General features: G+C 42.0%; 15 protein-coding genes. 10 read left to right on the top strand and 5 right to left on the bottom strand.

From position 1 onward, the window contains the following. The first annotated feature begins 393 nt into the window (after positions 1–393). Together G596_RS23700 and G596_RS0109030 are read left to right on the top strand one after the other, a co-directional pair. A complete protein-coding gene (locus G596_RS23700; protein ID WP_022761518.1) occupies positions 394–2,874 on the top strand; it encodes an EAL domain-containing protein in 2,481 nt (826 codons plus the stop codon). 222 nt (positions 2,875–3,096) lie between these two features. Then, positions 3,097–5,391 carry an ABC transporter substrate-binding protein gene (locus G596_RS0109030; protein ID WP_022761519.1) on the top strand — a complete coding sequence of 765 codons (2,295 nt, stop codon included), beginning with the start codon at positions 3,097–3,099 and terminating at the stop codon, positions 5,389–5,391. Between the two features lie 28 nt (positions 5,392–5,419). Here the strand turns inward: G596_RS0109030 and G596_RS0109035 are convergent, their stop codons facing one another. Next, a complete protein-coding gene (locus G596_RS0109035) occupies positions 5,420–6,310 on the bottom strand; it encodes a DegV family protein (RefSeq protein ID WP_022761520.1) in 891 nt (296 codons plus the stop codon). 175 nt (positions 6,311–6,485) lie between these two features. Here G596_RS0109035 and G596_RS21555 point away from each other — a divergent pair, with 175 nt between their 5' ends. The 7 genes from G596_RS21555 (at position 6,486) to G596_RS0109070 (ending at position 16,889) form a co-directional block, all read left to right on the top strand. After that, positions 6,486–7,976 carry a glycosyltransferase gene (locus G596_RS21555; protein ID WP_022761521.1) on the top strand — a complete coding sequence of 497 codons (1,491 nt, stop codon included), beginning with the start codon at positions 6,486–6,488 and terminating at the stop codon, positions 7,974–7,976. A gap of 56 nt (positions 7,977–8,032) precedes the next feature. Continuing rightward, positions 8,033–8,911, top strand: coding sequence for a cation diffusion facilitator family transporter (locus tag G596_RS0109045; protein ID WP_022761522.1), 879 nt, complete (start codon positions 8,033–8,035; stop codon positions 8,909–8,911). A 653-nt stretch (positions 8,912–9,564) separates the two neighbouring features. Next, entirely contained in the window at positions 9,565–12,036 is a 2,472-nt protein-coding gene (locus G596_RS0109050) for an InlB B-repeat-containing protein (RefSeq protein ID WP_022761523.1), read from the top strand. Between the two features lie 258 nt (positions 12,037–12,294). Continuing rightward, positions 12,295–13,623 carry an MFS transporter gene (locus G596_RS0109055; RefSeq protein ID WP_026671268.1) on the top strand — a complete coding sequence of 443 codons (1,329 nt, stop codon included), beginning with the start codon at positions 12,295–12,297 and terminating at the stop codon, positions 13,621–13,623. A gap of 140 nt (positions 13,624–13,763) precedes the next feature. Further along, on the top strand, positions 13,764–14,276 hold the full coding sequence (locus tag G596_RS0109060) for a helix-turn-helix domain-containing protein (protein ID WP_022761524.1): 513 nt from the start codon (positions 13,764–13,766) through the stop codon (positions 14,274–14,276). Between the two features lie 112 nt (positions 14,277–14,388). Further along, positions 14,389–15,756 carry a leucine-rich repeat protein gene (locus G596_RS0109065; protein ID WP_022761525.1) on the top strand — a complete coding sequence of 456 codons (1,368 nt, stop codon included), beginning with the start codon at positions 14,389–14,391 and terminating at the stop codon, positions 15,754–15,756. A gap of 83 nt (positions 15,757–15,839) precedes the next feature. Then, a complete protein-coding gene (locus G596_RS0109070; RefSeq protein ID WP_022761526.1) occupies positions 15,840–16,889 on the top strand; it encodes a fibronectin type III domain-containing protein in 1,050 nt (349 codons plus the stop codon). Between the two features lie 220 nt (positions 16,890–17,109). Here G596_RS0109070 and G596_RS23705 read toward each other — a convergent pair whose 3' ends face one another. The 4 genes from G596_RS23705 to G596_RS0109090 form a co-directional block, all read right to left on the bottom strand. Then, positions 17,110–18,975 carry a BspA family leucine-rich repeat surface protein gene (locus G596_RS23705; protein ID WP_022761527.1) on the bottom strand — a complete coding sequence of 622 codons (1,866 nt, stop codon included), beginning with the start codon at positions 18,973–18,975 and terminating at the stop codon, positions 17,110–17,112. 14 nt (positions 18,976–18,989) lie between these two features. Further along, positions 18,990–20,621, bottom strand: a complete 1,632-nt coding sequence (locus G596_RS23710) for a BspA family leucine-rich repeat surface protein (protein WP_022761528.1) — start codon at positions 20,619–20,621, stop codon at positions 18,990–18,992. 20 nt (positions 20,622–20,641) lie between these two features. Beyond that, positions 20,642–22,303: a BspA family leucine-rich repeat surface protein gene (locus G596_RS23715; RefSeq protein ID WP_081646707.1), complete on the bottom strand. Its 1,662-nt coding sequence runs from the start codon at positions 22,301–22,303 to the stop codon at positions 20,642–20,644. Positions 22,304–22,523: 220 nt separating this feature from the next. Beyond that, positions 22,524–23,084 carry a hypothetical protein gene (locus G596_RS0109090; protein ID WP_022761530.1) on the bottom strand — a complete coding sequence of 187 codons (561 nt, stop codon included), beginning with the start codon at positions 23,082–23,084 and terminating at the stop codon, positions 22,524–22,526. A 683-nt stretch (positions 23,085–23,767) separates the two neighbouring features. Between G596_RS0109090 and G596_RS21575 the strand changes: the two genes are divergently transcribed. After that, positions 23,768–25,555 carry an alpha-glucosidase gene (locus tag G596_RS21575; protein WP_022761531.1) on the top strand — a complete coding sequence of 596 codons (1,788 nt, stop codon included), beginning with the start codon at positions 23,768–23,770 and terminating at the stop codon, positions 25,553–25,555. Positions 25,556–25,576: the final 21 nt, after the last annotated feature.

Here is a 25,576-nt window from a genome sequence, read left to right on the forward strand (position 1 = left end):
ATTACCTTCAAGCGCGACGGCAATACGGTTATCTCGACCACCGAGGTCCTGGGACTGTTCATCAAGAACAAGACCACCCTCAAGGAGGACTGCGACAAGCTCTACGCAGCTATTACGGGAGATATCTGCGCAATTACGAATGTACGGGTGAATCCCTGACAAAGCCTTCCCCCTCTGGGGGCGCTCGACGTCCGGGGTTGCTACTCGTCCGGGGGACGAGTGCTTAGCAACGACCGGAGTGGAACGTAGACCGTCGGTTCAGCGCGGACCGAAGCGGAGCGAAGACAGGTGGCACGAAGTGCCGGATGAGGGGAATCTCTTAAATATCTCTAAAATTCGGTAAGAATATCTAAAGTCGATAATTTTTAGCAATAAATCAGCTAAAATATTATCATGGAAAAACAAATCACAGAGCATGTCATAAGCAAATTTGATACCGCTTTGGAGCAGGGCTGGGTAGAAGTATACTTCCAGCCTGTTATTCGTGCGCTCACGGGAAGGCTCTGTGGTATGGAGGCTCTGGCGAGATGGAATGATCCACAGTGGGGAATGCTTGCTCCCTTCAGGTTTATAAAGCCATTGGAGGACAATAAACTCATCTACAAGCTGGACGCCTATGTGGTGAGGGAAGTCTGTAGGATATTGAGCGAACGCATTGCAAACAAGTTGCCGGTGGTTCCTGTTTCCATCAACTTTTCACGCCTGGATTTTGTGATGTGTGACATGTTCGAGTCTGTGGAAAATGCGATTAAGGATTATGACATTCCCAGAGATTATATTCATATTGAGATAACAGAGAGCGTCTTCGTATCGGATGAGGGCTCTCTTCATGATGTCATAGATAAGTTCAGAAAAGCGGGCTACGAAATCTGGATGGATGACTTCGGAAGTGGATACTCTTCGCTTAACCTCCTGAAGGACTACGATTTTGACATGCTGAAAATCGATATGAACTTCCTTACATCTTTTACCGAGAAATCCAAGGCGATTCTGCGCTCGACCGTGGCTATGGCCAAAGACATAGGAATTAAAACGCTGGCAGAGGGCGTTGAGACAAAGGAACAGTTCGAATTTCTCAGAAACATCGGCTGTGAGCAGATCCAGGGCTACTATTTCGGAAAGCCAAGTCCCATAGAGGATACATTGACACTCCTTGGAGAAAAGAGCGTTAAGATTGAAAGGCGTGAGTGGAGACATTTTTATGAAATTGCCGGCATTCATGTAAAGGATACGGATATTCCGCTTGAAATAATCGAGGATGACGGCGAGACTTTCCATACTTTATTTGTGAATAAGGCTTATTTGGAACAGGTATTTCATGACTTTGAGGGCGAAACGACTCCCGAGGAAATTGACAGAAAACTATATTCACCGGGCACACCGCTTCTTGGAAAATACAGGGAGTTCGCAAATACCATAGAGAAAAGCTCAAATATTGAGACTTTTTATTACACAGATAACGGATACTATCTGCGTTTCAGGGCTAAGTGCCTCGCATCGCATAACGGACATCATATAATTAGGGGCTCGATTATAAACATAACACTCGACCAGAATACCAGCGAGAGAGACAGACTCGACAGCAAGATCAGGGAACTGAATCGTCTGTTTGAGGTGGTTGATTTGGTAAATATTGAGACCAATATCATAGCACCTCTGCTGGGGAGATTTAAGTATCTTGATAGTGCCACCTATGTTTATTCTGATATGAAGAAGGCTATCATCCTTTTCGTAGAGTCGGTCATTTACGCTCCCGAGAGACAGGATTTCTTAAAATTCATGGATATTGAGACTTTAAGGGAGAGGGTGGAGAGCAGCAAAAAGGGATACATTGAGAAAATATTCAGAATTAAACAGCCTGATGGAACCTTCAAGAGGAAAAACGTGATCGTCATGATGGTTCCGGGAGCCGGAGGAAATGAGTTTCTTATTTGTTATAAGACAGTACCCGATGAGATATCCAAGATACTGGATGGTCTCACAGCTTCTGCGCGCTCACTTGTCGATAAGTATCTTGCTGACAGCGGAGCAATAACATACTCTGAGCTCTGGGAAAATATGATATGGGATTCTTCCATCAAGTTTTTCTGGAAGGACAAAAATCGCAGATTTCTTGGTGCGAGCCAGTCATTCCTCGATTTTTACGGTCTTAGATCTGTTGAAGAAATAGTCGGAAAAACCGACGAGGACATGCAGTGGCATGTTGATGAAGACCCTTATATGAACGATGAGTTTGACGTTCTGGAAAACGGTGCGAAGGTGATTGACGTTCAGGGACAGTGCATTGTCTCAGGAGTTGTGCATGAGATCACCTGTCAAAAGATGCCGATTTACAGAAATGGTAAGATAGTTGGTCTGGTGGGCTTTTTCCAGGATAGGGATGAGGAGCTCTACAGGCTTGAAAAGATTGCCATTCCTTCAAATGTGGACAGCGTAACCGGACTTATGAATGCAAAAGGTATTTTCATAAGTACGACGGAGTATGCCGTTCAACATGCGGATAAGGGTAAAAACTACGGACTTATCCTTCTTCGTAATACAAAGTATCAGCGAATACTGTCAACCTATGGTCAGGATGTATCCAATAAGCTTCTCTTTGAGATAGGCCGGAAGATCGTTAAAGTTACCGGACAGACCTGCGCTGTTGCAAGGACGAAGGAGAGCTACTTCGCGATACTTACTTACGTCAAGACCAGGGAAGCGCTGGAATATTTAGCCGGTGAGGTGAAGAAAAACGTTGAGGGAATCAATGCTGTCGACGGCAATAACGTCACCGTTATGGTCAATGTGGGTATGGCTCTTAGAAGCGATGAGGGCGTCACGGACGAGAACATATATATCAAAGCACTTGAGGAGTGCGACGGAAATCTCTGACAGGGGAGGCATTTTTTGATATAGTATAAGAAGCATTTAAAGCCTTCCTCTTGGGGGAATGGAAATATTAAAGCCTTCCCCTTGGGGGCGCTCGACGTCCAGGGGACGTCGGTCCAGCGCGGACCGGAGCGGAGCGTAGACAGGTGGCACGAAGTGCCGGATGAGGGGACCGCCACTTCAATATATTACAACATATGAATTACTAACTTTGGAGGAAACGGTATGAATAAGTATGCTATACGAAGGGGTATCGCCATAGGCATGGTATGCTCTATGGCTTTTTTATGTGCTTGCGGCAAAAAGAAGGAGGATGCTCCTAAGGATACTGTGCAGACTAAGGCACAGATTGACAAGGACCATATTTTTACCATGGATGATATGGAACTTCCGATGGAGGGTGACTACGGCGTAAGCAAATGCTGCACCACAAAAGATGGTTTATATGTGCTTGCAACCACATACGGAGAAGAATCGGAGACAAACAAACTTTTCAAGGTGTCCTTCGAGACCGGTGAGGCTGAAGAAATCGAGATCGGTGATGATGACAATTCTTACTTCGACAACATGACCTGTGATGAAGATGGGAACATCTATATTATAAAGAGCATCTGGAATGATGAAGAAGAGGAGGAGTCATCAGAGGATTCACAGGATGAAGAGACCTCTTCCGACTACCATCTTGTTAAGCTGTCACCTGCAGGCGAGGTGCTTTTTGATGTACAGCTTCTGGAGGAAGACTTAAAGGAATACGTTCAGTCCTTAGTCTTTGTTAAGGGCGAGGGCGTCATGACCTGCTGCAACGGTAATATTTCGCTCTATGATATGAAAACCGGTGAGGGAAAGCATATCACAACAAGAGATAAGAACGACGACTATTATTACGGCAGTCTCTTTGCATCAAAAGATGGCACTGTCTATCTCTCAGAGGATGAATGGGATGATAACAGCAGAAGCATCCTGAATAAATATAATCCGCAGACAGGGACTTTTGATAAGGATGTATCGCTTCCCGACAACATTTATGCATCCAGTCTGTATGCCGGCAATTCTTATGATTTTTATACATCAGATCGTGGTAACATCGAGGCATTCAATCTTGGGGATGAGAAGACAACGCTCATTTGCGATTTTACTGCCTCGGATATAATGACAGAATACATCAGTTATATTGCTGAAGCCGGCGAGGGAAAGCTCTTTGTGATAAATAGTACTGATTACGGATATGGCAAACTCGCCTGTATGAACAAGGTGGAGCCGTCCGAAGTTACTGACAAAGAGATTCTTACGATCGGAACAACCTTTGTGCCGGAAGCAGTCAGAAAACAGGTTGTACAGTTCAACAAGTCTAACGACAAGTATAAGATAAAAATTGTTGATTACACAGAGGACGATACAGAGGACGATGCAGAGGCTTACAGTGACACCGTAAAGAAAATCGGTCTGGCACTCACTCAGGGTCAGGGACCTGATATGCTGGTATTAGATTACAACATGCCGATCGAGAGCTATGCGGAGAAAGGCGTATTTGAACCGCTCGATCCTTATTTTGAGGCTGATCAGGATGTTAACACTTCCGATTTTCTGCAGAACATTCTTGATGCAACCAGGATAAACGGTAAGATGTACAGTGTAATTCCTTCATTTTACGTTGATACATGCGTTGCTTCAAAAAAGAAAGCGGGGAATGACGGAGTAACGCTTAAGAACTACACAGATGTATGTAAGAATAATGGGATTGATCCCCAGCTCGGAATGGGCTCTATGAACAGAGCATCAGCTGCTGAGCTCTATTCCACAGTCGGCAGTACCTTTGTTGATTATGAAAACGGCACCTGCAATTTCGACACGCCCGAATTCATAGATCTTCTTAATCTTGTAAAGCAGCTTCCCGAAGATATGGAGGGGACGGGCTACGACTACGAGGACTTTGACTCATTCTACAGAGAGAATAAGTCACTTCTTTTTGAATACTACATAAGCTCTTTTGATGACTATCAGGTTCTGAAAAAGGGATACTTTGGGGAAGATATTGTATTTAACGGTTTTCCTACAACCGACGGAGGAGAATCCTTCATCTCCACAAATCTTCAGATCGCTATGAACAGCGACTGCAAACACAAGGATGTAGCTTGGGAGTTCATGAAGTCATTTTTATCGGATGAATATCAGAAGAAGATTGAGTGGGGATTCCCTTCAAGGGAAGATGCTCTCGAGGCTCTTGCAGCCAAGGCTCAGGAGAAGCCATACTACATCGACGCACAGGGCAAAAAGCAGGAGACATCGCATTTTTGGAGTGTGGGCGATACAGAGGTAGAGATTACCGAGCTTTCAAAGGAAGAGACACAGGAGCTGGTGGACTTCATCAAATCGGTAACAAGGACGATGATCTACGAGGATACCGTAAACAACATTATCTCTGAGGAGGCAGGAGCCTTCTACGAAGGTCAGAAAACCGCAGAGGAAGTTGCAGATGTCATTCAGAACAGAGTTCAGATATACTTGAGTGAGAATATGTAAAAAAATAGCGCCACCACGGCGCTATTTTTTATTGTTTAAACCGACAGTCCTCGTCACCCATGAAGAAGAGTGCTACGGTTCCGGGACCGACGTGGGTGCCGGTTACGGGCTCGTACATGACGGAGAGAATCTCCTTCGGAGGATTGTTTTTGTTAAGAAGCTCTATCAGGTAAGCAGTGTCGGCGTCGTTGTCGGCGTGGGCTATGCACACTGTCTGGGAGCCGGCATCCTTGACAATTCTATCGTAGACTTCCGCCATTGCCTGAATTGCTTTCTTGTTTCCGCGAACCTTATCAAAATTGATGATCTTACCGAATTCATTGCCGCGAAGGATGGGCTTTATATTAAGTACGGTTCCTATGATCATCGCTGCGTTGGAGAGACGACCTGTTCTCTGGAGATGACGAAGGGAATCCACCGTGAAAATCTGATATACGCATTTTGAATCGTAGGTCAGCTTTTCATAAGCTTCATCTATTGAAAGGCCCTGCTTTCTGTACTCTATAGCCTTCATGACAATGATGCCCTCGGCGAGAGATGCGGCCCTGGTGTCAAGCATGTAGAATTTTCTGTCCGGGAATTCCTCCTCCAGCATATCCTTTGCGATAAGCGAAGTGTTGTAAGCGCCGCTTATTCCTGATGACATTGCGACGTAGAGACAGTCGTAGCCTTCCTTGGCATATTCAGACATTATATCGTAGTAGTACTGCGGTGAGGGCTGGGTAGTGTTGCAGAGAAGGCCGTTTTTAATGCTCTCGTAGTAGCCCTTACCATCAAAATTCTCTATATCAAAGCACTGACGGATGTCATCCTCATTGTCCTTCGGATAGTATGAAAAAGGAACCTGCTTGATATCCTCAGGCTCAAGGATCCGCAAAGGAAGGTTGCAGGATGTATCCGTAACTATTTTAAAACTCACTATATAATCCTCCCAAAAAGTAATACAATATATATTGTCAAAAGGCTGAAAATGCATACAGATTTGTATGCAGGTGGTTTTGACTACTACATTATATCACATAAATTACGATGAGAATTATTTTGATGAATATGTCGGCAATTCCGGGATTTTCAATATAAAACAGGAGGGGTGTATGAATATTTGTTTACTTAATGACTCGTTTCCGCCAGTTATTGACGGCGTGGCTAACGTGGTCATGAACTACGGAAGAATATTTACGAATGATATAGGGGCAAAAGTTGTTGTCGGGACTCCCAGATACCCTGACGCGAGCTATGAGGGATATCCTTACGAGGTCATTCCCTACAGCAGCCTTGATACCACAGATCTTGTGGCGGGCTACCGCACGGGGAATCCTCTGGCGATGCGCGAGATCATGAAGATGGCTGAGTTCGGGCCGGACATCATTCACACGCACTGTCCTGCAGCTTCCACAATTATGGCGAGGATACTGCAGAACGAGACCGGCGCGCCGATCATCTTTACCTATCACACCAAGTTTGATGTCGATATTGCAAGAGCAGTCGGAGAGGGCTTTCTTAAAAATGAGACCGTGAAGGCTATGGTTAAAAATATATCCGCTTGTGACGAAGTCTGGGTGGTATCCGAAGGTGCGGGAGATAATCTTCGTTCGCTGGGATACGAGGGCGAACTTCGCGTTATGAATAACGGCGTCGATTTTCCTAAGGGGAGAGTCTCAGAGGATAAGGTAAAAGAAGTAACGTCCGGGTACGACCTTCCAGAGGGACTTCCGATATTTCTTTTTGTCGGAAGAATGATGAAGTACAAGGGACTGCCGCTCATCATAGATGCACTCAAAATCCTGAGTGAGAAGAATGTGGATTACCGCATGGTATTTGTCGGCGGCGGTGCGGACCTTGAAGAGATGCAGGCGAAGGTGAAGGAGTGTGGAATAACTGACAAGGTTATTTTTACAGGTCCTATCCACGACAGAGAGATGCTTCGTGCCTGGAATACCAGAGCAGACCTGTTCCTGTTTCCTTCCGTATACGACACCAATGGAATCGTTGTCAGAGAGGCAGCAGCCTGCGGACTTGCCAGCGTGCTTATAAAGGGCTCCTGCGCAGCAGAGGGAATCACTCATGCGAGAAACGGATACCTGATCGAGGAGACTGCCGAATCTATGGCCGGACTCCTGGAGGAACTGGCCGACAAACTTGACACGATGAGAGACGCCGGACAGCATGCGATGGATGAGATTTATATCTCCTGGGAGGATGCCGTGCACGCAGCTTATGAGAGATACGGCGTGATCAGGGATATGGTCGCGGACGGAACACTTCCTCGAAGAAAGAAGCAGAGCTCGGACTACTTCCTCGAGTCGGCATCAATGATAGTCAAGGGTACCGAGCACATCTTCGACATCCCGCGCAACATCTACGGCGGAATGAAGGAGAACTTCGATGACTTCAAGGAAGACTTCAAAGAGAACCTTGAGGAGTTCAAGGAGAGCCTTCCCGAGGGAGTAAAGGAGTTTTCCGAGAACGCTAAGGAACTTGGAGAGAGCGCCAAGAAGGGCGTCAGACAGGGTATCAAATACGCCGAGAAGAGCGTCCGCGAGGGCTTCGACCTTAGCATCAACGGCATGAAACTCGACGATTGATAATACCTTCTCCTTTTGGAGAAGGTGTCAGCGCTGCTGACGGATGAGGGGAAAACATGAAAAATGAAGTACTGGTACGGCAGGAAAAAATTGCACTCATGCTCACTCTTTACAGAATTCCCGGCACAATAGCTTCTTTCATTGCAGCTATGGCCAGTGATTACATGGTCCTGTGGATGGAATTCATTGAGAACCTGAGTGTGCTCCTACCGAGCCTTATACTCTTTATTATTTCCAAAAAACTTCAAAAAAATCTGAAGTTCAGATTCAATTACGGCACCGGTAAGGTTGAGGCAATTTCCGCACTTAGCTGTGAGATGTTCGACATGGCAGGTCTTTTCTGTGTGGTGTTTTTTTCAGTAAGAAAACTAATAGAGCGGGAACAGGAGGAGGAATTTCTGGTATTTGCGCTCATAGTCAGCATTATCGGCGTTCTTATCGATATCTTTGTGTTTTTCAGGGAAAAAGAACTCTCCAAGGAGGAGCACAGCAGGATGCTGCACACCGCATACATTGGTGCCCAGAAGGAGTTTGGATTTGATCTCGTATCAATTCTGACGCTTGCCATAAGCCTTGTTTTCAGCAAGAAATCCTGGATATACTATTTTCCCCCGATCGTCTGCATAATCATGGCCATCCCGTTTTCAATAATAATCTACGGCCATATTCGTGAAGCCTTCATGGAACTGGCGGACCTCACTATAGACGAGGAGAGCCAGCTCAAGATAGTGAAGGTGCTGAACGAATTCTACGATTCCTATGAACTTCTCGGCGACGTAAACAGCAGAGTTAACGGCAAATACAAGCATATAGATATCGGCCTGCAGTTTCGCCCGGATATGACCTATGACGAGGTCAGAACTGTCTCGGAACAGATGAAGCACCGAATCAAGGAAGAAATCGGTAAGTGCCGGATCAATATAAATGTGATGTGAAGGCACTCGTATATCTATTATTCTTGAAGTGGGAATGCAGACTATAAGAGCAAAGAGGGCTGCAAGGATGATGATTCTACGAAGAAGATTTTTAGAAGACGATTCTGCGAAGAAGATTCTACGATGAAGATTCTGCCGGCCCAGACAATAAATCAGCGAAATTGTATGTGGTTTGTTGTACATAAAAAATGGAGTAACAACAAATCAAGAGGAATCCGTCAGATTTGTTGTATATAAAAATTGGAGTAACAACAAATCAAGAAAATCCGCCTGATTTGTTGTTTATAAAAAATGGCGCAACAACAAATCAAGAAGAATCATTCGGATTTATTGTATTTACAAAAACTATTGACAACAAATATATAAGAATTTGTTGGATTTATTGTACTGGCGGAAAATGGATACAATAAATCTATAGGAAGTAGGAAAAATTGTTGTACTTGCGGACGGTATGTTATTAAAAGGCATTATCGTCCGTATTTTTTGAGCACCCAAATAAAAAGAATGTAAAAAAGAAATGGCCATAGATGATTGGTAAGATAAAGAGTACTCATATTGAAAATACCCCCAAATGGCGGTAGTGGAATTTTTGTGATTTTATTACAATTTAAAGCGTGTTCTATGAAATAAAATTCCACAAGGGGGAAAAGAGAATGGAGAAAAGGAAACTATTAACAGGACTGTCAAAATGGCTGTTCATGCTGTGCATGACGCTGCTTGTACTCGCGGGTGTGAAGACAAAGGTACACGCAGTAACCGAATATGATTTGTGGATTGGCGCAACCAGGATAACCAGTGAGAATTGCAATGACCTTAGTGATATTGTGGTGGGTCCATTTACTCGCAAAACACATTCATATTTTGATCCCGACACAAATACTCTGTATTTGGATGAGGTTTATAGAATTGACGGGAACACTGTGCATAATGGAACACGTTCCAAGATTTATTCCAAATTACCGCTGAAAATCAGAGGAAACGCTGAATTAAACCTCAAAAATGAAGATGATGTTACAGCGATATCAACAGAATCATATCTTGATATTCAAGGTAATTTTTCTTTTGAAGGCGGTAATGGCGCACTATTTGCAGGACAAAAGATTACTATTGACGGAGAAAATACAAAAATCACAATTACGAAAACACCACAAGATTCGGCAGCCATTTATGGATTGTTTGGAGTATGTGTCAATAATGGCTCAATTAATATTGAGGGCTATTCAGACGGCATTTATTCATCTTGGGGGGATGTCTGCTTATTTGGAGGTACATATAAGATGGCCTGCAATGGAGGTATGGCAGTAAAGGCTAGAAAAGGCGGTCTTTTCTTAGCTTATGGGTATACTCTGAATAAGCCTATACAGGGAAGAGTTGGTACCTATGGAGATTATTCGACAATAGTAAAGCTGAAGCATGAAGAAGGTGAGCTGGATCGCCTTTATGCCTATGATCTTGATCTTGTTATGGGTCAAGATAGCATATGCTATGTAACATTTGACACTAATGAACAATTGGGCTTTAATTCAAAACAAACATCTTGGAATGGTAGGCCCAAAGGAAGCACATTTGATCGTCCCGAAGATCCTACGAGGGAAGGATATTTCTTTGGCGGGTGGTATACCTCAAGAGACTGCAGAGATGGTGAAGAATATGATTTTAATACTAAAGTAGAAAGAAGTATAACTCTCTATGCAAAGTGGAACAAGGGTAAGCAGTATAACCTTTGGGTTGACGGTACCAGAGTAACAACTCTTAATATGGATAATATTCCGGTAAATGCTAATGGCAAGGTATCATTTGATCCGGCAAATAATACCCTTAACCTTGACGGATGGTTTGGAATTTATCAGGACAGCGAGACTGTAAATAGTGTTAAATCATTTATTTATACAGGTATGCCAATCAGGATTGTAGGAGATGCTGATATTGTTGCCAGAGACGCCAATGCATACCCGATTTACAGTTATTTGGGGAATGTAACCATTGACGGTGATATTCGTATTAGTGGTGCAAACACAAGTATTTTCTCAGCAATGGGCGTAAAGGTTGATGGCAAGAATACAAAGCTTACCATTAAAGATACAGATATAGGTATTTTCGGAGGATCCGGAGTTACGATAAACAATGGAATAGTTGATATTGATGCGAAAGCCTATGGCCTCAAAACAAGCGCAGGACTTATTGATATTCAGGGCGGATTAACAACGATAAAAGCTGGTCAGTGTGCTATTTACGGTGGTAAGCAAAGGAGCGTTAATGTCGCAGATACTGTGGCTATTCTCGAACCAGAAAGCTACAGCTTCGGCAAGAGTCAAAGCGGTGATCCATTCTACACAATTATGGGTGGTGATTCCAAGGATGCGAAGACGGTTAGATTTGATGCATCCCGTCCGGTTTACACGGTTACCTTTGATATGAATGGCCAGAATGTAACTGCTCCCAAGCCTCAGCAGATTGCTGACGGAAGATGTGCGCATCAAATCAGTATAAGCAATTACCCCAGAGGATATGGCTTTGGTGGATGGTACACTGATAAAGCATGCACACAAGGCTACGATTTTTCAAAACCGGTACATAACAGCTTTACTCTTTATGCAGAATGGGTAGAAGATAAATCACAGATAGATCCTGACAAGATTCACAGACCTGAAACTGACAAGATATTAAGCGGTAAGGAAGCAAAGGGACGCGGAAGCGCATTTGCATTTGGACGTGGACAGAGATTCAGAGTAACTTCCGATGATAAGGCTAATCCTACAGTAACCTTCGAGAGACTCACAGATAAGAAGGCTACAAGAGTCACAGTTCCGAAGACCGTAACCGTTGACGATGTTACCTACACAGTAACAGCTGTCAGCTCCAAGGCCTTCAAGGGTTGCAGCAAGCTTAAAACGGTAACTCTTGGATCCAACATTGAATCCATCGGAGCAAATGTCTTCAAGGGCTGCTCCAGCCTTAAGACTATAAAGATTCAGTCCTCAAAGCTAACGAAGAAGTCAGTTGCCGGCAAGGCATTTTCAGGAATCAGCAGTAACGCTACAATCAAGGTTCCTGCAAAAATGAAGAAGAGCTATGGAAAGATCTTTGCTAAAAAAGGGCTCTCCAAGAGTGTGAAAATAAAATAAGAATTATGAGCTGAATGCGAAAAACGAGGCGGTGCACTAATATTTAGTGTGCCGCTCTTTTTGATTAAGCCATTGGAATACCAGGGATAATATCAACGGAAAAGTAAATAATACCCTTGGTAAAGTGTATAAATCCGTCTAAAATGTATACCAAAGTGCAAAAAAGCTACAAATATTTACGAGAACTAAGAAGTGGCAACTTTTTACCCTAAATTAGGGTATCATAGATATAGAAAAATATGGTAGGGGGAGAACGGTATGAGTAAGGATGCAAAAAACAGCACGCTTGGTTTCTGGCTATTGGTATGGCTTCTGGGGCTTGCAGGACAGCTGTGTTGGAACATGGAAAATCAGTGGTTTAACACCTTCGTATACGCCAAAATAGCCAAGGATCCCACCATAATCTCATGGATGCTGGCCATATCTGCCACCGCCACAACTATATCTACATTCCTTTTTGGCTGTATTTCAGACAGAATTGGAAACAGAAAAAAACTGGTTGCTTTAGGCTATATCCTCTGGGGCGTGTTCACCATACTCTTTGGAACCACACAGTTCATGAAGCATGGAAACGGGGATGAAATGGCATTTGTAGGTGTTGCCTTTGCAGTTATCGCTGCGGATGCCATCATGAGCTTCTTTGGATCCATGGGTAATGACATAGGCTTCAATGCCTGGATTAACGACCACATGAATGAAAAAAATTCAGGCTCTGTCGGTGCGGCCCTGGCTGTCCAGCCTGTTATCGGAACCATAGCAGGAACCGTCATGGGCGGACTTTTGGTAGGCGCTGATGATAATTATATGAGACTCTTCGTTGTTATTGGCCTTCTGGTAATCCTGCTGGGAATCGTATCCCTTTTTGGCATGAAGGATGCGGAAAGTCTTAAGCCCTCAAAGAAAGGTTCTTTTTCAAAACAGTTCTTTTCAATATTTAATGTCAAAGAATACCTGCAGCACAGAGAGCTGGTATTTGTAAACCTGATGCTGGCAGTTTACTTCATTTCCTTCAATGTTTACTTTTCTCATCTTGGTAATTTCATGATCTATTATCTGGGCTTTACTGCAGATATGATGGGACTTATCGAGGGTGTTGGACTTCTTATTGCGATGTTTTCCGCAATCCCTGCCATCAGGCTTATCCGCGACGACAGATCCTCACTTCTGATATTAGTGGCAGTAATCCTTAATGCAGTAGGACTTTTTATCATCGGACTATTCGTATCACCTTCAAATGTAAATCCCGCCACAATCTGGAATCCGCATCTTCTGGCGGGGGTACTGTTTGTGGGCATCGGTTATATCCTTTTCCTGCAGACCATTACAGTATGGTCCAAGCGTCTGTACCCGGAAGATGCCAGAGGACAGTTCGAAGGAATCCGCATTATTTTCTACGTTCTGATTCCAATGGTTGTTGCACCGCTTATTTCCAATCCAATTATCAAGACCAGCGGAGAATTTGTGGACGAATACGGTTTCACGGAGTATCTCCCCACTAATACACTGTTTCTGGCGGGAGTTGTCATTTTGCTGATGACACTAATTCCGTTATTATTGGCCAATAAAGAACACAATCACAGAAAATAGTAATAAACCGGAAAACGTAGATAAATACTGAGGTAGACAAGGTATGTCGGGTAGCGAAAATGACATTTTTCTCGCTTTATGTCGTGTTCGCACCAAGGCATAATTGATAGGATTTTTTCAGAAGGAGGAAACAAAATAATATGGATCAGCAAAAGATCGGAAGCTTTTTAAAAGAGCTTCGAAAGGGTAAGAGTCTTACCCAGGAACAGCTTGCAGAACAGTTTGGAGTCTCAAGCAGAACAGTATCTCGTTGGGAAAACGGAAATAATATGCCGGATATTGATCTTCTAATAGAACTTTCCGACTATTACGAAGTTGATCTTCGGGAAATCCTCAATGGAGAAAGGAAAAGCGAGAATATGGATAAAGAAGTAAAGGACACGGTTTTACAGGCAGTAGATTACACAAATACAGAGAATGAGAAGTACAACAAGCGCATACGTATATGTAATGCCATAGGAATGCTTCTTATTATGGCATATATGATACTTGTGGATTCTGCGATTTATAATGAATATCATCTGGTAAGAATCATTACTTCTCTGATGCAGGGTATGGCAGTTGGTATGATGTTTGCGGGACTTCTGATGTCCAGCAGGTACGGAGCAAGGATCAGAGCGTTTAAGATGAGGCTGTTAAAAAAAGAAAAATAGGCTCAATGTGACGAAACTTCCCATGCAAACATATCTTTTTTTTGTTATAATCTTTCCTTGAGGGGACGCCGCTTTCTGCGGTAAAAAATATAATTCTAAGGGGAAAGAATCTATGAAGAAATCACTCAAAGCACTACTTCTAACAGTCGTGTGCCTTTTTCTTGTGTTCTCTAAAGGCAGTGTAAACGCGGCGAATTCAACAATCTCAGTAACAGACAAAGATATGCTTGGCACCTGGACCGGGACTTATACCGGGACCAACTCGGGTACTAAAATCGACAGAAAAATCACGCTAAATGTTAACAGGTATTCAAAGAATGGTAAGTTTTCCGGAACAGCATCAATCGATGATAACAGAAATGGAAACTACTACTTCGAAGGCTCTATCGATTCAGAAGGTGAGATAAGATTCGAAGGTGAAAAATGGCGTCACAATCCCAGTAATTTTGGGTTTGGCACTTTCGTCGGCACTTTCGGTGATTCAAAGAAAACAATCAGTGGTACGATGGATGGCGCAACAGACAGACCTTTCACTATCAGCCACACTTCCGCTAACTATGTTGAAACGGCAGTTCCGGCCACAAAGGTTGCTGAGTACTGGACAGGTGAATATGACGGATCCAGCGGATCAACTGTTGTAAGAAGAAACCTTAAGACACATATAACACATCTTGCCGGCGGTAAAATCCAGGGTGTCAACAGAATGCTCCCTTCATCAAAGGCAGATTCACAGTATGGTGCAACAGCAAAATACTACTTCAAGGGAACTTACGATGAGGCACTGGCAACCTTCAACATTCAGGGATATGAATGGATTGAGTATCCTGCAAGTGAAGACGGCGTTTCAAATTGGTCATTCGTAGAACTGACAGGCTTCATCGATCCTGCAACGGGTACAATTATCGGATCCACAGATAACGGAATCTGGAGCATGCGCATAAGTAATGCAGCAGAGTTTGAATACACTCCTGACTACAGAGAAGACGCTGTATTTGAAAGTGGTGAGACTACTTACTACACTTATGCAAACGGAACATCAGATGTGAAGACCTGCAAGAGCTATATAACAACGCTGACAATTCCCGATACCATCGAAATGTATCATCAGCAATATGCTGTTATCGGTATTTTCAAGAAGGCATTTTACAAGAATACTTCTATTCGAAAAGTGGACGGCGGACATAACCTCGGAAGCATAGGTGAGAAAGCTTTCTATAAGGCAAAGAATCTCCGCGAAGTCGATTTTGCCAATGCTCCGATAAGCAAGATTGATAAGAGGGCATTCTATGGATGCAGCAATCTTAAGACCGTAAGAATTAATGGTGACACCCTTTCAAAAGTGGGAGCAAAAGCTTTCACAGGCGTTAAAAATGCTAAGGTTTATGTTCATGCCAAGGATAAAAAGACTTTCAATAAGGCTGTTAAGCGCTTAAAAAAGGCCGGCATGAAGAAGTCAAAGTATAAATTTGTAAAGCATTGATAAAAAAGAATCCTGCCTTCCCCCACATGTGTGGGGGAAGGTGGCGCGCAGCGCCGGATGAGGGAAAGGGGATCACGAGACGTATGAAAAAAGTAACTAAATATCTTTCTTTATTACTGGCTGTAATTTTAACGGCCTCAGCTTTTCAGATGACGGATGCTTCTGTAAGTAGTGTTAAGGCTGCAGGGGAGAATGGCCTTGATCCTATAATTATTCCGTACAACACAGGCGATTATGCAAGTTATACGACTCAGTATCGCGATACTTATTATGCAATAGATCTGCCTGAGGATGGAGATCTTAAGATTACTATTCTCAGTGATTATGCTTATTTGGAAAAATTTTACACCGACTCATACAATTTTATAGATGCGTATGAGAATATAAGTACGAATAAGCCTTATGTTGCGCACTTTACTGCAACAGCCGGAAGATATTATTTGTATTTCTACGGAGCCGGCAAAAATTTCAAGATTAAAACCGAGTTCTCCGGCTTTGGCTTTAAAGATGAGTTCGACGATGTCTATGAAAATCCCAAGATGTACAGTCTTGGAACAGAGGCAAACGGGGCGGTCGGATATACGGATGAGTATGACTGGTATAAGTTCGAGATTCCGGAAAACGATAAGTATAAGATCAGTTACATAGCTAACACCGGTTATTACGACTTCAATATATTAGATAATGATCTGAATAGTTATTGGTATGATATCAGTGTAAAAGGGAATGAGCTTAAAACCGCTAACTGCTATTTCCTTAAAGGTACTTACTACATCAAGATTGTTGGCGGTCGAAAGGCAAAATATAAGTTCACTATTGCGAGAACAGGCGTAACACCTACAGCAATTAAGAAAGTGAAGGCAGGTAAGAAATCTGCCAAGGTTACCTTCAAGAAGGTAGATGATGTAACCGGATATCAGATTCGATATTCAACAAACAAGAACTTCAAGGGCAAGGTTAAAACCAAGTCCTTTGCGCAAGGCTACAGCAGTACCAATAACCTGTATGCAACAATCAAGAAACTTAAGAAGAATAAAACCTATTACTTCCAGATTAGAACCTTTGAAGAAGGAAGATCAGGCAACTACTATTATTCCGACTGGTCAAACACAAAACGTGTAAAGGTTAGATAATTCAGGAAAAACGAAAAACAGCCCTTATCGTGCGAGGCACGATAGGGGCTGTTTTTTATGATATAGGAAATTTCTCCGAAATTCCTATATCATAAAAAGCGCTCCGCTATGGATGCGCACTCGCGCGATAGGAATATGTTGCCTTCAGCAACCGCGCTCGGCGCGAGAATGTCGCAAGCGACATTCTTTCTTGTGTGCTCCTTGCGGCGCACGTATCTTTCTATTTTACAGTGGCATTTGTCTGCTTTGCGACAGCCTTAACAAGCTTCTTCTTCGCATTACCCTTTAGCCCTTTAATCTTAATAGTCGCATTCTTGGGTAGTTTTTTAAATGCGCCTTTTCCGATGACAAGTTTTTTATTTGCCCTGATGGTTATGGATTTAAGCTTCTTGCAGCCCTTGAAGGCATTCTTTCCTACCGTGGTTACGTTTGACCCGATAGATAGTGACTTGATCTTTTTATTGCCTTTAGCGGCGTTATCCGCAATTGCTGTGACAGGGTAAGTTTTACCGGAAGTTTCAACAGTATCAATAGAAACCTTACCGGATGCTCCGATCTTAGTAACAGTAGCACTGCCATCTGCATTAAGGATGTATGTATTGTTCCCTACTGAAAATTCCTTGCCTGCAGTAGCTGTTTCCACAGCAGGAACTTTGTTTGCTTCAGATCCTCTGTATTCTTCGGATCCTTGGCATTCTTCAGATCCGCTGTAATCGCCAACATTCTTTTCATCGGCCAGTCTGATAAATTTGTGGCTTTTTGCCGATATCGGAAAAGACTTATATTTCTTTCCATTATCCGGCTTTCCGTCACCGTTATCATCAAGAGCAAAAGTTGCCTTAAGCGGAACAGCCCTTGTCACATTTTTAGGAGAGATGATCACTTTAAGCTTATCGCAATCTGTTACGAAATTATAATAACTTCCGTTACTGCATACGTTAGTAAAATCGAGCTCCTTTAGGTTAATTGTCTCGATTGAAGTACAGCCTTGAAACATACTCGTAACTCCCCGCAGCTTTGACGGCTTAAAACCGGTCAAATCCACATTTTTTAAGGATGTGCAGTTTTTAAACATAGAAGATATGTATTCAAGGTTAGAGGTATCAAGAGATTTCAGACTGACACTCTCAAGGCTTGTGCATCCGCGAAACAGCCCATTCATTTCCGTTACATTTTTTGTTTTCAGCTGTGAAAGATTAACTGATTTTAGCGAACTACAGTCTATAAAGACATTGGATAAACTTGTAACATTTGATGTGTTAAGTCCTCCAAAATTTACAGTTTCAAGACTTGTACAACCATTAAACATACTTTTTAAATCTTTCACGTTCTTAGCCTCAAACCAGCTTGGAAATGAAAAATTTTTAAGCCCTTTGCAGTCAAAAAACATTAATGACATATCTGTTATTTTGGATGTATCGAACTTTTTCCAGGTAATCTCTTCAAGTTTGGAACAGGTGCGAAACATCTCGTTCATATCCGATACCCCTGACAGATCGATATTGCTAAGGTCGGCCTTTTTTAAGCTGTGACAATCTATAAACATGCGGAATACATCTTTTGGAGCCGCATCTTTAATTATATTCGAATCAAATGTAGTAAGACTGCAGCATTCTTGGAGCATATATCTCGCATTAGATACATTTTTTGCACTAATGCTTTTTGCACCTTCATCAGTGATAGATTCCAAAGATCTAAAGCGTTTGAACATATCTTCGCAATTAGAATTGAAAAAAATCGTTGAAGCAGCATAAATGTAAATAACGCGGTTTTCTTTGTCGTAATAGGCAGTTACATTATTTCCAACAGGAGTATTGGGAAAACCTTTTATTTTTGCAAAAGTTTTGCTGCTAACAGTAAAAACCATTTTTTTAGGCTCGTCGCAAAATGAAATGGAATCGGTGTAGTTGTCATCCTTACCTTTAACAAGCTTTTTTATGTTTCCGTTAAAGGTTCTGCCTTCATATAGAGTTGGGTTAGATTTAGCTTTTGATGCTGCTTTTGATACAAATGAATTCTCTGCTAAAAATGCAACTGCAAAGGTAATTACCAGTGCAAGCATTATATGTTTTAAAACTTTTTTCATACCTGTATTCCCTCTTACTTAACCTTTACATCAGCATTCTTCTTTAAAGCCTTTATAAGCTTTTTCTTTGCTTTACCCTTAATGCCGTTAACTTTGATAACCGCTTTCTTATTTATCTTCTTAAAAGCACCGCTCTCTATTTTCAGATCTTTATTGGCGTTTATGGTTATCTTTTTAAGGTTTTTACATCCCGAAAATGCTTTTTTCCCTATCTTCTTTACGTCTGTACCAATGCTTAGCGATTTTATTTTTTTATTGCCCTTGCAGGCTCCCCCGGCAATTTTTGTAACAGAATATGTAAAACCGTCAACTTCAATCTTGTCAATGATGACATCCCCTGATGCATTTATCTTCGTTGCAACGGCGCTTCCATCGGAATAAGTATTGTATTCAATCCCGGACACATTTGCCGCTCCGTCCTTTGCTGTCGGTTTTGGCGGTTCAGGCTCTTCAACTTTAACTTCATCTTTCTTTATATTAAAAATGAAATGATAGGATGAATCAGAAATCGGAATCTTGGAATATTTACTTTCTGAGTCCGGTTTATCATCACGGTTGTTGTCGAGATAGAACTCTCTGGGAAGATCTATTTCAGTGATGGTCTTGCGTGGCGTGTCAATTGTTTCAAGCGCCTTGCAGCCCGTTAGCATATTTTCAGTATCACTATTATTTGATAGATTAAAGCTGCTGATATTTAAAGTTTTAAGACTCCTGCAGCCATAAAACATGCCGTGTATAGTATTTGTGCTCTCAGTATCAAATGAAGATAAATTAAGGTCCTGAAGGCTCTCACACCCTGCAAACATCTGACTCATCCAGGTTGCGGCAGCAGTATCAAAATTGCTAAGATCCAAAGAAGTCAGTTTATTGCACTGCTCAAACATTTGACTCATGTTTCTCACGCCTGAGGTATCAAAGCTTGATACATCCAATTTTGTAAGGCTCCTGCATTTTGAGAACATCTCCGTCATGAAGTCTGCATGAGATGTATCAAAACTTCTAAGGGATAGGTTCTGAAGGCACTCACAGCCATAGAACATCCTCCTGAAATCTTCTGCCTTTGCGGTTTTAAAGTTCCCAAGCTTTATACTTTTCAGTGATGCACACCCTTCAAACATAGAGGACATATCAGTTACATTAGAAGTATCAAAGCAGCTAAGATCCACGTATTTTAGACTCTTGCAGTTCTTAAACATTTTATTTGTTGAATCCACATACTGCGAAAATTTTACATTACCCTTTGAAAAATCAATCTCTTCCAGACCGGTGAAATTTGCAAAATCTCCGCGGGGATCATCAAAAATTATGTTGTTTGCTCTTGTGCATACATACACTGTTTCGATATTTTTATCGTAAAAAACATATACCCCATAACCCGCATATTCATATGGAAGATTACTGTAAGATGTTAAATCCGCTTTGGCGATAAAAATCATTTTCTTAACAACTACGTTTTCATTATTTTCACCAAATATTCCATTACTCACACTTCCTGTAAGGCTGTTAACTGTTCCCAGATGGGTAATAACACCATCTTCACTTGAATACTCTCTTGCGCTGCCGATTATTGATGACGTACCAATCATAATCACAGCACCTGCAAGTACAGCAATCCCCTTTACCCGTTTTATTATTCCTGTTTTCATACTTATTCCCCTGATTTCACTCATTTTACTTTTGCATTTGTCTGTTTCTTTATGGCCTTAATAAGTTTTTGTTTACTCTTGCCTTTAATTCCTTTAACTTTTATGGATGCTTCCCTTGATATCTTTTTAAAAGCACCTGCTCCGATTTTTAATGATTTATTGGCATTTATAGTGACCTTCTTAAGTTTCTTACAGCCCTTGAAAGCATTCTTGCCAATTGAAGTCACATTGTTTCCGATTGAAAGTGATTTGATTTTCTTATTCCCTTTACATGCAGAAGATTCGATTTCTTTTACAGTATATGTTTTTCCCTCGTAGGAAACGGTATTTATGGAGACTTTTCCGGATGCTTCGATTTTAATGACCGCAGCATTTCCGTCACTTCCCAGCTTGTAGGTTATTCCCTTGTCAGTTATTATCGCCTCCGCGTTCTTTGTCTCTGCTGCTGGCGTATCAACTGCCGGCGCATCAGCCGGTGGTGAATAGACCATACTGTCGTCATCAAACGGAATCATCCTGTTCACATTGTCAGAGATGGGATTTTTATGAAAAGTCTCAGCTGTGTCAGGCTGTCCATCCGAATTATTATCAATAACCATCAGCATGGGAAAATCCATAAATCCGCGCGTTGCCTTAGGAACCATGACTGTCTTAAGGTTCAGGCAGTTGTAGAGTATTTCATCTGTATTATAGACTGCCGACAGATCAAGATTTCTTATATCGAGATACTCAAGATTTTTGCATGAGCGGAACAAACTTTCTGCTTTACGTACATGCGATGACGAGAAATTTCTTAGATCGATGCTCTTTAAGGATTCACAAGCCTGAAACATATAACCAATATCGGTTGCATCACAGGCATCGAAAACACTTAAATCCAGTGATTCCAGTGCATAACAGCAGCTAAACATCCACGATATATCTGCAGCGTTCTTCATATTAAAACTTGAAATATTCAGTTTCTCAAGACTGTCACAATGCTGGAACATCGCACGGGTAGAGCAAACATTTCCGGTGTCAAAGCTGCTAAGGTCAAGTTCTTTTAGTTTATAACAAGAATCAAACATATACTCCATGTCACCGACACACTTCGTATTCATATTGCTAAGGTTAATTTCCTCAAGACTATAGCAATCCTCAAACATCTGCTTCATAGAGTATACATGAGAGGTATCAAAGTCCTTCAGGTCAAGGCTTTTCAATTTTCTGGCATATTTGAACATGCCTTGCATGAATGTGACATTTGAAGTATCCACTCTGCCTTTTCCAAAATCAATCTCCTCAAGCTCTTTAAAGCCATAAAACATATAGCCGGTACTTTCCCCAAAAATTATCTTATCGGCTGCGCTGTATATTGAGATGGTTCCCTTCCCGTCATAGTATGCAGTAACACCTTCACCTACGGACACACTTTTCTGCTTCTTGGGCTCTTTTGCTTTAGCCTTTGGTAGAAATACAATCTTTTTGATTTTCTCATCATACTTTTCGTAGTCCATCTTTGGATCACCATTAGCGAGGCTTTTTATAGCACTACAAAAATACGATCCGTTTAACAGTGTTCCTGTTACCTTGGTTTGTTTATTGTCAGCTGCTTTGGAAATAATGGACGAATGTCCTGACAACACAAAAAAACACAGCAAAGCTGTGATGGCAAATAATAGATTCCCCAACCTACTTTTCATTTTTGATTTCCCCTTTTTAAATTTTCATCCCAAATAATAGTTCCCCTCTAATCTGATATTCTAGCAATGACATATATAGCATTGCAAGTGTTTGTGTACATTTTTTCGATAAATTAAGTTAGAATATGAGAAGAATAAGGAAAACAAATTAAGTTGGGGAATGATTAGAATAAGAAAAACCTCTGAAATGCTTGTTTAAGGCACTTCAGAGGTTTTGCTGTTACTTTATTTTGAGCGTTGTAGTGCAGGCGCTGCTCTTATTGCCTTGGTGGAACTGGAAATACATATAAAGCTGAGTTCCCTTTCTAAGCTTAATTGTGCCGACACGCTTCTTTTCGCTGTTGGAATATTTCTTGGTTGCTATCATCATAAAATGGTTCTTGGTACTCTTTTTTAGCTTCACTGTCGTTCCGGCAAGTCTGGTGGCATCTCCCGGTACAAAGAATTCAACCGACCCGAAAATGAAGTCTTTCTTCTTGCCCTTAATAGGACCTGCAGTTATTGTATAGGTCTTGGTCTTTGGAGCAACGAACTTGAGAAAGCCACAAAAGTTTCCGGCTTCATTTTTAGTGGTAATGATGCTGTACTTGCCAGTCTTAGTTATAGTAGACACGGTAGGCTCAATATCCTCTAACTGATCGGAAAATAGATTTTGAGTAAGAGTAATTTTCTTTGCAGCCTTAACATTGATGGGAAGCAGCAGACATACGCTCATCGCAAAGACAAGAGCAATTGACAAAAATCGACTAAAGATGCGTCTTTTTACGGATTTATTCTTCATATAATCCCCCTTCCGATAAGAAACACATAAGAAACAAAATATAACGAAATGTTGTGACACGTATATTATAGCAAGTTAGAATCTTCGTGAAACCAGAGAATTATTATTTTTTCATAAACTTGTAAGGAGACAGATGTTGGTGAATCCAGGTAAGACTGATAAATACTCTATTTTATTGGAGATTTGTATTGGAGATTTTAGATTTGTTGGAGATTTTTCTTGTTGCAACAAATAACTCTATTATCATGTCATTTGTTGTATAGGTATCAGCTAAGATGCAACAAAATAATGAGCTGACAGAAGATTTGTTGTATGGCTTTTGCTTGGAAACAACAAATTCAGTTTATATCACAAAATTGTTGTACATAGGACCCTCATATTACAACAAAAATGGCTCGATATGAAAATTTGTTGTTTTGCCTTTTTGGGGTTACAACAAAATCTTATTTTAGCGCTGTATTTATTGTATAGAAGTATTTGGATTACAACAAAAACTGATTTTGAAGCTGCATTTATTGTTCAGAAGTAATAATGGCGAATAATAGACAGCAATTCTCAATTTGATTCAGCTCCAATTGAATGGGAACTTCCAAGGGAATATACTATATTTATAGGATTATGGCACTAATAAATGAAAAGGTGTTACTGTGGAAAAACCTGTTAAAAATTCACCGAGGTGCATTATGTCAGACACAAATACAAGAGAAAAAGACTGGTACAAGCGGATGGCGTTTTACCAGATATGGGTTAGGAGCTTTGCGGACGGAAACGGAGACGGAATAGGCGATCTCTACGGCGTCTATGATAAGCTCGAATATGTAAAGTCGCTGGGAGTAGATGGTATCTGGTTTTCACCGCTGTATCCATCTCCTAATGCGGACTTTGGCTACGATATCTCGGATTATAAGGACATTCATCCTGATTACGGAACGCTGGAACAGTTCAAGAAAGTGCTGGATAAGGCTCACAAACTGGGACTTAAGATAATCATGGACCTTGTGGTCAATCACACTTCCGACGAGCATCCCTGGTTCAAGGAGAGCAGAAAGGGAAAGGACAACCCCTACAGCGACTATTATATCTGGCGTGATAAGCCAAACAACTGGGACTCTCTATTTGAGGGAAAAGCGTGGGAGTACGACGAAGAAAGAGGCCAGTACTATCTACACATTTTTGCAAAGAAGCAGCCCGACCTAAACATGGATAACCCCAAGGTAAGGGAAGAAGTGAAGTCCATCATGCGCTTCTGGCTTGATATGGGCGTAGACGGCTTCAGGGAGGATGTCATCAATTTCATCTCCAAGAAGGAGGGACTTCCGAACGGATTGCCGTTTTTGCCGGCTGTAAACGGAATGCCCTACTACAAGGACGGACCGCATATCCATGAATATCTTGGAGAATTTCGCAAGGTATGCCAGGAGTATGACTGCTTCCAGATAGGCGAAGGGCCTATGACTACGGTAAATTCTGCCCTTAAATATCTGACGGGGGAGAACAAATCCCTCGACATGATGATATCCTTTGATCATATGATGGCAGACTGCGTCTATACGGAGTACATCCACAGACCGTTTTCACTGGTAAAACTAAAGAAAGCATTTACCAAGTGGCAGACGGCGCTTGCGGGAAAAGCCTGGAACAGCCTGTACCTCGAAAATCACGATCACCCAAGGATTGTCAGTCGCTACGGAAGTGAACACTATCACAGGGAGAGCGGGACGATGCTTGCCGCATGCTACCTGTTTTTGCAAGGGACGCCTTTTATCTATCAGGGGCAGGAGATTGGAATGACCAACATACGCCTTCACTCGATCGACCAGTATGTGGACATCTCCAGCAAGACCAACTATCACACCTACCACACCAAGGATGATGAGAAAAAGCGCATGCGAAGGATTCACATCTCCAGCAGGGATTCCGCGAGAACTCCCGTACAGTGGGATGACTCAAAGTACGCAGGCTTTTCTAGCGCAAAACCGTGGTTTTATGTGAATCCGAATTACAAAAAGATCAACGTGAAAGCGCAGGAGAAGGATGAATTCAGCATTCTGAATTTTTACAGAAAATGCCTGTCTCTCAGAAAGAGTTCCAAGGCGCTTCTCTACGGCGATTATAAGGAATATTATCCGAAGGATGGCAACATCTATATGTATGAGCGAAGCCTCGGGTCAGTGAGTTATCTGATAATCTGCTCTTTTTCAAGACTACCTGTGAAGGTCAGCATTCCTGAAAAATTCATAGGCAAGAAGGGACAACTGATGCTCTGCAATTACCCTGACAGAAAGCAGTACCTGGGCAGTGAAAGCATGGGAGAGAAACTGAAAGAAGAGTTCAGGAATCTGAAGGAATCAGCCGGGGATCCGGATGTAGTAGGTGATATGATGCGAAAAGAGCTCAGCACTTACGCGGTTCACCATGGCATGTACAGGCCTTATGAGGTGCGTATTTATCGCTTCCGAAATACGTTATAAAAATTTAAGGATTGAGAAATT

The sequence above is a fragment of the Butyrivibrio sp. AD3002 genome, from assembly GCF_000420905.1.
GTDB lineage: Bacteria > Bacillota > Clostridia > Lachnospirales > Lachnospiraceae > Butyrivibrio.